The sequence below is a fragment of the Pseudolysinimonas sp. genome, assembly GCF_031389465.1.
Lineage (GTDB): Bacteria > Actinomycetota > Actinomycetes > Actinomycetales > Microbacteriaceae > Pseudolysinimonas_A.
Genome location: NZ_JANMSQ010000267.1, coordinates 1 through 10,969, shown reverse-complemented (window position 1 = coordinate 10,969; position 10,969 = coordinate 1). Strand labels below are relative to the sequence as shown.

The window sequence follows — 10,969 nt, the reverse complement described above, 5'->3', positions numbered from 1 at the left end:
CCGAGGACGTCGCGCGACTTCTCGCGAGCGGCGCCGACAAGGTCGGGGTGAACAGTGCCGCGATCGCCCGGCCCGAGTTGGTCGGCGAGATCGCCGACCGGTTCGGGGCTCAGGTGCTCGTGCTCTCCCTCGATGTGAAACGCAGTTCGCGCATGCCGAGCGGTTTCGTGGTGACAACCCATGGCGGTCGTACCGAAACCGATGTGGATGCCGCGGCTTGGGCCGCAGAAGCGATCGAGCGCGGCGCGGGGGAGCTGCTGGTCAACTCAATCGACGCTGACGGCACCAAGCAGGGTTTCGACCTCGAGCTCATCAGGATGGTGCGCGACCTCTCGTCGGTTCCGGTCATCGCAAGCGGCGGTGCCGGCGCGGTCGACGACTTCGCACCCGCGGTCGAAGCTGGCGCCGACGCCGTGTTGGCGGCATCCGTGTTCCACGGCGGTGAGCTGACCGTCGGCCAGGTGAAGGATGCCCTGCGGGCGGATGGAGTGTTGGTGCGATGAGAGACGACGAGCTGGTTTCCACTCTTGAGCGCGTGCGCTTCGATGCCAACGGGCTGCTCCCGGCGATCATTCAAGAGGAGTCGACGAAGCAGGTGCTCATGCTCGGCTACATGGATGCCGAAGCGCTGCGCCGAACCCTCACGGAAGGCCGTGTCACGTACTGGTCGCGCAGCCGCCAGCAGTACTGGCGCAAGGGCGACACGAGCGGCAACGTTCAGTACGTGCGAGCAGCAGCGCTCGACTGCGACGGTGACACGGTGCTGGTGACCGTCCACCAGGTCGGCCCGGCCTGTCACACGGGGGCTCACGCCTGCTTCGACGTCGACCCGCTCGATGCGAGAATCGACGGGTGAGTTCCACGACTACGACAGCCGGCAGCACGTCACGTGCTGACTTCCGCGCGGCGATTGCCGCCGGGCACCGCGTCGTCCCGGTGCTGCGCCGCTTGTTCGCCGACGGCGAGACGCCGATCGGGGTCTATCGCAAACTGGCGCTCGGCAAGCCCGGGACGTTCCTGCTCGAATCGGCGGAACAGGGCGGCATCTGGTCCCGCTGGTCGTTCGTCGGAGTCGGATCGCTCGGGGTGCTCACGCAGGCCGACGGGGTCGCCACCTGGCTCGACTATGGACTCGCTGCCGATCGCGCACTCGGGTCCGACTCGCCGAAAGGGCCGCTGGATGCCCTCGCGCACCTCTACGAACGCTGGAGTACCCCGCAGGTCGATGGCCACCCGCCGCTCACCGGGGGACTCGTCGGGTTCATCGGCTGGGAGGCCGTGCGACAGCTCGAGCGGCTGCCCGATTCCCCGCCGGCCGACTACGACGTGCCCGGTCAGGCGTTCTCGTTCGTTTCGGAGCTCGTCGCGCTCGATCACCGCACCGGCGCCGCCATCTTGATCGCCGCGGCGCTCAACGACGGTAATGACGACGAAGACGCGCTCTGGGCGGATGCTCAGGCCCGACTTGACCGCCTGCAGACCGAGCTTTCGAAGCCCTCCGAGGCCTGGCTGGCCGACGTCGACCTCAGCATCGCGCCCGAACCGATTGCGCGTACTCCGAAAGCCGGGTACCTCGCGGCGGTCGAGCGATCACGCGAGTACATTCGCGAGGGCGACGTTTTCCAGGTCGTCATCTCCCAACGCTTCGATCACGAGATCACGGCTGAGCCGATCGACGTCTACCGGGTGCTGCGCACGCTCAACCCGAGCCCCTACATGTACCTGCTCACGCTCGAGGCGCACGACGGGTCCGACTACTCGATCGTCGGATCGTCGCCGGAAGCACTCGTGAAGGTCGCTGACGGCCGGGTCATCACCCATCCGATCGCGGGGTCGAAGCCTCGGGGTGAGACTCCCGAGCAGGACGTCGATCTCGCCGACGAATTGCTGGCCGACCCGAAAGAGCAGGCGGAGCACCTCATGCTCGTTGACCTCGCTCGCAACGACCTGTCCAAGGTGTGTGTCGCGGGCTCGGTCGAAGTGACGGAGTTCATGCAGGTCGAGCGGTTCAGCCACATCATGCACCTCGTGTCGACGGTCGAGGGCAACCTGCGACCCGACGCGAACTCGATCGACGTGTTCCGGGCGACGTTCCCGGCGGGCACGCTGTCCGGTGCGCCGAAGCCGCGTGCGCTGGAGATCATCGACGAACTGGAACCCGCGCAGCGGGGCGTCTACGGGGGCGTGGTCGGCTACTTCGGCCTCGCCGGGGATGCTGACCTGGCGATCGCGATTCGCACGGCGACGATCGTCGGCGGCCTCGCGCGTGTGCAAGCCGGTGCCGGCCTGGTCGCCGATTCGGATGCCGAGAGCGAGCATCGCGAGGCGCAGAACAAGGCGGCCGCACCTCTGCGGGCGGTCGCGGTGGCGAACGCGATGCGTCGCATCCGGTGACCGGCTCGTTGTTGACCCGATGACTCGATGATCCGATGACCCCGTCTCGCCTACGCATCATCTCGCTCCTCGCCCTCGCGGTGCCGATCATTCTCACGGCCATCGCGGCGGCAACGAGCGCCGCCTTCGGCGCCCTCGCGCTCGCATCGGCCGCGGCCGGTCTCGCGATGCTGCTGGCCGGGCCTGTCTTCCGCACGATCCTCGCGGTGCTGATCGCGCTCCTCGGGGTGTGCGTCATCGTCGTCGCGATCTTCACCCCCGAGTTCGCGGCACTGACCCTGGTCGCGGTCATCGGGGGTGCGCTCCAGGTCCTGGTCGCGGCCTGGATCGCAACGACCGTGCGGCTGTGGCCGCCGACGGCGTCGCGGTACTCTCGCTCCCGGCTAGAAGGCGACCCGGCGAGCGACTGGGACGCCCTGAGCTCGGGCGACGACCCGACCGATCCGGCTCGGTAGACTGACGGGCGGTCTGAAGCTGTTCGACAGAAGCACCCCCGAGAAGGAGTTCGATAGATGAGCGACGAGAACGACCCCGGACACGGCCATTCGCCCGCGGCCTGGGTCGCCGTGGTGGTCATGCTGATCGGCATCACGGCTGGCACGTTCGCGTTCTGGTTCGACCTGCCGCTGTTCGTCTGGATCTCGGCCGGCGTGGTCGTGCTCGGTCTGGTGCTCGGTATCGTGCTTGCGAAGCTCGGCTACGGCGTCAAGGGGCCGCGCTACGCCCCGAAGAACCATTCCTGATCTACTCGCGGAGCTCGTCGCTGGCGCCGTCGACGATGCCGCCACGCGTCGGGCGACGTTCGCTCTACCCGCGGTCGAAGCCGCTGCTCTGGCGCGCCCGCCGGCCCGTGATACGCTCGCGGCGCTCGCTCCCGCCGACCGGGTGAAGGTCATCGCCGAGGTCAAGCGGGCCAGCCCGTCGCGGGGCGCTCTCGCCGAGATTGCCGACCCGGCAGCGCTTGCCGTCTCGTACCAGACGGGCGGGGCAAGCGCGATCAGTGTGCTCACCGAGGGTCGCCGATTCGGCGGCTCACTCCAGGACCTCACCGACGTGCGCGCCGCGGTCGACCTCCCGGTACTCCGCAAGGACTTCATCGCCGAGCCGTACCAAGTCTTCGAAGCGCGTGCAGCCGATGCCGATCTCGTACTGCTCATCGTTGCCGCGCTCACCCAGCCGGTGCTGCACCAGTTGCACGCGCTCATCACCGAACTCGGGATGACGCCCCTCGTCGAAGCCCACTCCGCCGAAGAGGTCGAGCGCGCGCTCGATGTCGGCGCGGCGATCGTCGGCATCAATGCCCGCGATCTCTCGACCTTCGAACTCGACCGCGACCTGTTCGGAACCCTTGCCGACCGCATCCCGTCGGGCATCATCCGAGTGGCAGAGTCTGCGGTGAAGGACCCCGCCGATGTCGCCCACTACCGTGCGGCAGGGGCGGATGTCGTGCTCATCGGCGAGGCGCTCGTCACCGGGGACGACCCCGTCGCGACCCTCAAGAGTTTCCTGGAGGCAGGAAAGTGACCACCCTTCGACAGGCTCAGGACGGCGCCGAATCCCTGCGCGACCGCCCCGGCCCGTTCTTCGACGCCTACGGCGGCCGATTCATGCCCGAGTCCCTCATCGCAGCGATCGACGAACTCGCGGCCGCATACGAGGCCGCGAAGGTCGACCCGGCGTTTGCCGCCGAACTGGCCGAACTTCACCGCACCTACACCGGCCGGCCGTCGATCATCACCGAAGTTCCGCGCTTCGCCGAACACGCCGGTGGCGCGCGCATCATCCTCAAGCGCGAAGACCTCAACCACACCGGGTCGCACAAGATCAACAACGTGCTCGGCCAGGCGCTTCTTACCAAGCGCCTCGGTAAGAAGCGTGTCATCGCTGAGACCGGAGCGGGGCAACACGGCGTTGCGACGGCGACCGCGGCCGCGCTGTTCGGGCTCGAGTGCACGATCTTCATGGGCGAGGTCGACACCCAACGCCAGGCACTCAATGTCGCGCGCATGCGCCTGCTCGGCGCCGAGGTGGTGTCGGTGACGACCGGCAGTCGCACGCTGAAGGACGCGATCAACGAGGCCTACCGCGAGTGGGTGACGAGTGTCGAGACGACCAACTACATCTTCGGAACGGCGGCTGGCCCGCATCCGTTCCCCGCAATGGTGCGCGACTTTCAGAAGATCATCGGCGAGGAGGCGCGCCAACAGGTGCTCGACCTCACCGGACGGCTGCCGGATGCCGTCATGGCCTGCGTCGGCGGCGGCTCCAATGCGATCGGTATCTTCCACGCGTTCCTCGACGATCGCAGCGTGAAGCTGTACGGAATTGAGGCGGCGGGCGACGGCGTCGACACCCCGAAGCACGCTGCGACGATCGAACGCGGTCGCCCCGGGGTACTGCACGGCTCGCGGTCGTACGTCCTGCAAGACGAAGACGGCCAGACGGTCGAGTCGCACTCGATCTCGGCGGGGCTCGACTACCCCGGCGTCGGACCCGAACACGCGGCGCTCAACGACCGCGGGCGGGCGACCTACCTCCCGGCGACCGACACCGAGGCGATGGATGCGCTCCGCCTGCTCTCGATGACCGAAGGCATCATCCCCGCCATCGAATCGGCCCACGCCCTCGCCGGGGCGCTGCGGCTGGGCCGCGAACTCGGCCCGGATGCGATCATTCTGGTGAACCTCTCCGGCCGTGGCGACAAAGACGTCGCCACGGCCCGCGCCTGGTTCAACCAGTTCGACGAGGGGGCGAAGCAGTCATGACCGTCCCAACCCTCTCGGTGGCGACCCGGATCGCCCAGAACCGTGACGACGGCCGCGGGAGCCTCATCGGCTACCTCCCGGTCGGATTCCCCGACCTCGGCACGAGTATCGACGCCGCCGTCGCCCTCGCCGAGAGCGGCGTTGACGCGCTCGAACTCGGCCTGCCCTACAGCGACCCGGTCATGGATGGCTTGGCCATCCAGAAGGCCACCGAGGCCGCGATCGCCGGCGGATTCCGGGTGCGCGACGTTTTCACCGCGGTTGAGGCGGTGCGTGCGCGCGTCGACATCCCGGTGCTCGTGATGACCTACTGGAACCCCGTTCTCCAGTACGGGGTGGATGCTTTCGCTGACGCCCTCGTGAACGCCGGGGGAGCGGGGCTCATCACCCCCGACATCACCCCTGACTCCGCCGACGAGTGGATTGCGGCCAGCGACCGCACCGGTCTCGACCGGGTCTTCCTCGCCGCCCCGTCGTCCACCGACGCACGGCTGAAGACCACCGTCGAGGCCAGTCGCGGCTTCGTCTACGCCGTCTCGACGATGGGCATCACCGGCGCGCGGCAGGATGTCGACGTGGCGGCGCGCTCGCTCGTCGCGCGCCTGCGGAGTGTCGGGCCTGCGAACGTGTGCGTCGGGATCGGCATCTCAACGGGCGATCAGGTCACCGAGGTTCTGGGCTACGCCGACGGCGCGATCGTCGGCTCGGCCCTGGTGACGGCGCTGGCCGACGGGGGCGTCGCGGGGCTCGCCGCCAAGGCCGCAGAGTTGGCGTCCGGCGCGACCGCAGCCAGGAAGTAGACTCGCCGACGTGATCCCGACGAGCCTCCCCAGCCCGCCGTCCGACTGGTCGGCCTTCGAGATCCCTTTGGGATTCATTCACGACGCGCTGGTGGGCATTTTCCCGTCGTTCCCCGAGCAACTCGTCATCCACGTCTACGCGCTTGCGATCCTCGTCGGCATCGCTGTCGCGATCATCGTGTCCAACTACCGGCTGACGGCCCGCGGCGCCGAGCCGTGGATCGTCATCGACCTGTCGATCTGGGCCGTCGTCTTCGGAATCATCGGTTCGCGCGTGTGGCACGTCGCCACGCACCCCGACGACTACTTTGCCGAGGGCAAGAACACCTGGAACGTGCTGGAGCCCGGAAGTGTGTGGGCGGTCTGGGAAGGCGGTGTCGCGATCTTCGGCGCGGTGCTTTTCGGCGCTCTCGGCGTGTACATCGCCTGTCGCCTCGCCGGGCTCCGCTTCACGGCAGCCGTCGACGCGATGGCGCCGACGCTCCTGCTCGCCCAGGCCTTCGGCCGCCTCGGCAACTACTTCAACCAGGAGCTGTTCGGCCTTCCGACCGACCTCCCGTGGGGGCTTGAGATCGATCGCCCGAACCCGGCGATCCCCGTCGGCATCCCCGAAGACGCCGTTTTCCACCCGACGTTCCTCTACGAGATCATCTGGCTGCTTGCCGGCTTCGCCGTGCTGATGCTGATCGAGAACCGCGTCTCGCTCAGCAGGGTCCACACCGGCATCGGTCGGTTCCTGCCCATCTGGCCGACCTTCGCGCGTCGAGACTCCTGGCACTGGGGCAAGATGGTTGGGCTTTACGCGATTTGGTACGGCATGGGCCGCGCCTGGTTCGAGTCGATCCGCCTCGACCCGAGCGAGACGCTGTTCGGCATCCGTTCCAACGTGTGGGGCGCGCTGGCCTTCATCCTGATCGGAATCATCATCATCGTCGTGCAGACGAAGCGGCACCCCGGCATCGAAGCGAGCGTTTACCAGCCCGGCAAGGAGTGGACGCCCGACTCTGCGGTAGACTCGGACGAAATCTATTCGGATTCCGATGAGCCCGGCGATGGCGCCGGCACGACTCCGGTGCCCGCCACAAGCGGAGCAACCCGACCATAGTCCGCCGTCGCGCACCCCTCGCGACCCCGCCTACGGATCAACACCTCGCCACCACAGCATCTTTGGGCCAGCGCCGTCCCACAGCACCATCGTGAGGACGGTACCCATGGTTCAGAGCGCATACGAACGGTTCAGCACCGTTCCGCGGGCGCAGGGGCTCTATAACCCTGCGTTCGAGAAGGACGCGTGCGGGCTCGCCATGGTTGCGACGCTTCGCGGAACGGCCGGACACGACATCGTCACGCAGGCATTGGATGCCCTGCGGCACCTCGAGCATCGCGGGGCGATCGGATCCGACGCCGGCACGGGCGACGGTGCGGGCATCATCACCCAGATCCCCGACCAGTTCCTGCGCGCGGTCGCTGGATTCGAGCTACCCCCCGTCGGGCGCTACGCGGTCGGGATGGCATTCCTGCCGACCGACAAGGCCGAACGTGACGCGCAGAAGGCGGCGATCGCGACCATCGCCGAGCAGGAGTCGCTGCGCGTGATCGGGTGGCGCGATGTGCCCACCGACCCGGCGCACCTCGGCACGCTTGCCCGCGAAGCGGCGCCCGTCTTCGAGCAGGTGTTCGTCGAGGCCACCCGCGGTGACGAAACCGGCCAGCCGCTGACCGGCATCCTGATCGACCGGTTGACCTTCCGGCTGCGTAAGCGCGCCGAGCGCGAGCTGGGCGCCTACTTCCCGTCGCTGAGCGCTCGCACCCTCGTCTACAAGGGCATGGTGACGACCCTCCAGCTGGAGCCGTTCTACCCCGACCTCTCCGACGAGCGATTCGTGTCGAAGCTCGCTCTCGTGCACTCGCGGTATTCGACGAACACCTTCCCGTCGTGGCCGCTCGCCCAGCCGTTCCGCATGATCGCGCACAACGGCGAGATCAACACGGTGCAGGGCAACCGCAACTGGATGCGTGCCCGCCAGTCGCAACTGGAAAGCGAGCTGCTCGGCGACCTCAAGCCGGTGTTCCCGATCGTCAGCCCGGGCGCATCGGATTCGGCGTCGTTCGACGAGGTCGTGGAACTGATCAACCTCGGTGGCCGGTCGCTGCCGCACGCGATGATGATGATGGTTCCGGAGGCCTGGGAGAACCAGGTCGACATCGACCCGACCCGTCGCGCCTTCTACGAGTTCCACTCGATGCTGATGGAGCCGTGGGATGGTCCCGCCGCCCTCGTCTTCACCGATGGCGAGTTCGTCGGCGCAACCCTCGACCGCAACGGACTGCGGCCCGGCCGGTTCCTGGTGACCGATGACGGCCTCGTCGTGTTGGCGAGCGAAATCGGCGTTCTCGACTTCCCAGCCGACCGCATCGTGCGCAAGGGCCGGCTGCGCCCCGGCAAGATGTTCCTCGTCGACACCGTCGCGGGGCGCATCGTCGAGGACGACGAGATCAAAGCCGAGCTCGCGGCGTCCGAACCCTGGCAGGACTGGCTTGACGAAAGCCGCATCGAACTCGCCGACCTGCCCGAGCGGGAGCACATCTCGCACACCCCGGCGTCGGTCGTGCGGCGGCAGCGTACCTTCGGCTACACCGAGGAGGAGGTGCGCATCCTCCTGACGCCGATGGCGATCAACGGAGCCGAGCCGCTCGGTGCGATGGGTTCCGACACTCCGATCGCGGTGCTGAGCGACCGCCCGCGGCTGCTGTTCGACTACTTCACCCAAGCGTTCGCCCAGGTCACCAACCCGCCGCTCGACAGCATCCGCGAAGAGGTCGTCACGAGCATGAAGCTCGGGCTTGGCCCGGAGCGCAACCTCCTCACCGCGACGCCCGAGCACGCCCGCCAGGTGGTGCTCGACTTCCCGGTCATCGATAACGACGAACTCGCGAAGATCCAACACATCGAGGGTCCAGCGGAACCGGGTCAGCGGGGACCGAAGCTGGCACGCGTGATCAGGGGGCTCTACCGCATCGACGAGGGCACCGAGGCGATGGCGCAGCGGTTGGCTCGGATGTGTGAAGAGGCCGACGACGCGATCGCCGACGGCGCGCAGTTCCTGGTGCTCTCCGACCGCGACTCGAACGCCGACCTCGCCCCGATCCCGTCACTGCTCATGCTGTCGGCGGTGCATCACCACCTCATCCGGCAGGAAACCCGCATGAAGGTCGGTCTGGTCGTCGAAGCCGGCGATGTGCGCGAGGTACACCACGTTGCGCTGCTCATCGGTTACGGGGCCTCGGCGATCAACCCGTACCTCGCGATGGAGACGGCGGAGCAGCTCGTCAACTCCGGCATGATCACCGGCATCACCGCCGAGAAGGCGGTCAAGAACCTCATCAAGGGGCTTGGTAAGGGCGTGCTCAAGATCATGTCCAAGATGGGCATCTCCGTCGTCGGGTCGTATGCCGGCGCGCAGGCCTTCGAGGCTGTGGGCTTGAGCCACGAGTTCGTCGACCAGTACTTCACCGGAACAACCAGCCTTCTCGGGGGCATCGGCATCGACGTGGTCGCGGCAGAGAACGCCGCGCGACACGCCGCGGCATACCCGGAAGACGGCGCGATCATCGCGCACGAGCGGTTGCAGGTCGGCGGCGAGTACCAGTGGCGCCGCGAAGGACCACCGCACCTCTTCAACCCCGACACGGTGTTCCGGTTGCAGCACTCGACGCGCGCTCGCCGGTACGACATTTTCCGCGACTACACCCGGCTCGTCGACGAGCAGGCCGAGAACCTGATGACCCTGCGCGGGCTGTTCACGTTCAAAGACGACGAGCGCAAGCCGATTCCGCTCGACGACGTGGAGCCGATCGAGAGCATCATCGCGCGCTTCAACACGGGTGCCATGAGCTACGGGTCGATCTCGCAGGAAGCTCACGAGACTCTCGCGATCGCGATGAACCGCATCGGCGGCCGCTCCAACACGGGCGAGGGCGGCGAAGACGTCGACCGCCTCCTCGACCCCGCCCGGCGCAGCGCGATCAAGCAGGTCGCGAGCGGCCGGTTCGGCGTGACCAGCCTCTACCTGACGAATGCCACCGACATCCAGATCAAGATGGCGCAAGGCGCGAAGCCCGGCGAGGGCGGCCAGCTGATGGCGACGAAGGTCTACCCGTGGATCGCGCGCACCCGGCACTCGACTGCGGGCGTCGCGCTCATTTCGCCGCCGCCGCACCACGACATCTATTCGATCGAAGACCTCAAGCAGCTGATCTTCGACCTCAAACGGGCCAACCCGACCGCACGCATCCACGTGAAGCTCGTCTCCCAGTCGGGCATCGGCGCGGTCGCGGCGGGCGTTTCGAAGGCACTCGCCGACGTCGTACTCATCTCGGGTCATGACGGTGGCACCGGCGCGAGCCCGCTCAACTCGCTCAAGCACGCCGGCACCCCGTGGGAGATCGGCCTTGCCGAAACCCAGCAGACTCTCATGCTCAACGGCATGCGCGATCGGGTGGTGGTGCAGGTCGACGGCCAGCTCAAGACCGGTCGGGATGTCATCATCGCCGCGTTGCTCGGAGCCGAGGAGTACGGTTTCGCGACCGCGCCGCTCGTGGTGTCGGGATGCATCCTGATGCGGGTCTGCCACCTCGACACCTGCCCGGTGGGAGTCGCGACCCAGAACCCCGAACTGCGAGCCCGGTTCACCGGCAAGCCGGAGTTCATCGAAACCTTCTTCGAATACCTCGCCCAGGAGGTGCGCGAGTACCTCGCGGAACTCGGGTTCCGGTCGCTCGACGAAGCGATCGGCCGTGCCGACCTTCTGGATGTCGACCGCGCGGTCGAGCACTGGAAGGCCGACGGGCTCGATCTGAGCCCGATCCTCGTGGGGCCGGAGTTCGCAGACGACGGGCCGCGCCGCAACCGGGTGTCGCAGAAGCACGAACTCGACGAGCACTTCGATGTCGAGCTCATCCGCCGCGCCGCCGCCGCGCTCGAACACGGCCAGCCCGTGACGATCGAGT

10 protein-coding genes are annotated in these 10,969 nt (G+C 67.6%); all 10 read left to right on the top strand.

The window, feature by feature from the left end; translation table 11 throughout:
* Positions 1 to 503: HisA/HisF-related TIM barrel protein (gene hisF, locus RMO30_RS10730; RefSeq protein WP_309713142.1), on the top strand; the 503-nt coding region annotated here is incomplete at its 5' end.
* Complete coding sequence (hisI, locus tag RMO30_RS10725; RefSeq protein WP_309713140.1) at positions 500 to 856, top strand: phosphoribosyl-AMP cyclohydrolase; 357 nt, start codon at positions 500 to 502, stop codon at positions 854 to 856. The genes hisF and hisI, both read left to right, overlap by 4 nt.
* The gene (locus tag RMO30_RS10720; protein ID WP_309713137.1) at positions 853 to 2,394 is read left to right on the top strand and encodes an anthranilate synthase component I; all 1,542 of its coding nucleotides are present in this window, start codon (positions 853 to 855) and stop codon (positions 2,392 to 2,394) included. The genes hisI and RMO30_RS10720 overlap by 4 nt, the downstream gene beginning before the upstream one ends.
* 35 nt (positions 2,395 to 2,429) lie before the next feature.
* Positions 2,430 to 2,849, top strand: coding sequence for a Trp biosynthesis-associated membrane protein (locus RMO30_RS10715; RefSeq protein WP_309713134.1), 420 nt, complete (start codon positions 2,430 to 2,432; stop codon positions 2,847 to 2,849).
* A gap of 57 nt (positions 2,850 to 2,906) precedes the next feature.
* Positions 2,907 to 3,137: a DUF6704 family protein gene (locus RMO30_RS10710; protein WP_309713131.1), complete on the top strand. Its 231-nt coding sequence runs from the start codon at positions 2,907 to 2,909 to the stop codon at positions 3,135 to 3,137.
* Positions 3,130 to 3,918: an indole-3-glycerol phosphate synthase TrpC gene (trpC, locus tag RMO30_RS10705; RefSeq protein ID WP_309713145.1), complete on the top strand. Its 789-nt coding sequence runs from the start codon at positions 3,130 to 3,132 to the stop codon at positions 3,916 to 3,918. Before RMO30_RS10710 ends, trpC begins: the two co-directional genes overlap by 8 nt.
* A gap of 83 nt (positions 3,919 to 4,001) precedes the next feature.
* A complete protein-coding gene (trpB, locus tag RMO30_RS10700) occupies positions 4,002 to 5,159 on the top strand; it encodes a tryptophan synthase subunit beta (protein ID WP_397427928.1) in 1,158 nt (385 codons plus the stop codon).
* A complete protein-coding gene (gene trpA / locus RMO30_RS10695) occupies positions 5,156 to 5,959 on the top strand; it encodes a tryptophan synthase subunit alpha (RefSeq protein ID WP_309713125.1) in 804 nt (267 codons plus the stop codon). Before trpB ends, trpA begins: the two co-directional genes overlap by 4 nt.
* A 10-nt stretch (positions 5,960 to 5,969) precedes the next feature.
* Positions 5,970 to 7,064 (top strand): prolipoprotein diacylglyceryl transferase, encoded by a 1,095-nt coding sequence (locus RMO30_RS10690; RefSeq protein WP_309713122.1) that lies wholly within the window; start codon positions 5,970 to 5,972, stop codon positions 7,062 to 7,064.
* Positions 7,065 to 7,170: 106 nt separating this feature from the next.
* The coding region (gltB, locus tag RMO30_RS10685) for a glutamate synthase large subunit (protein WP_309713119.1) at positions 7,171 to 10,969 on the top strand (3,799 nt) is incomplete at its 3' end.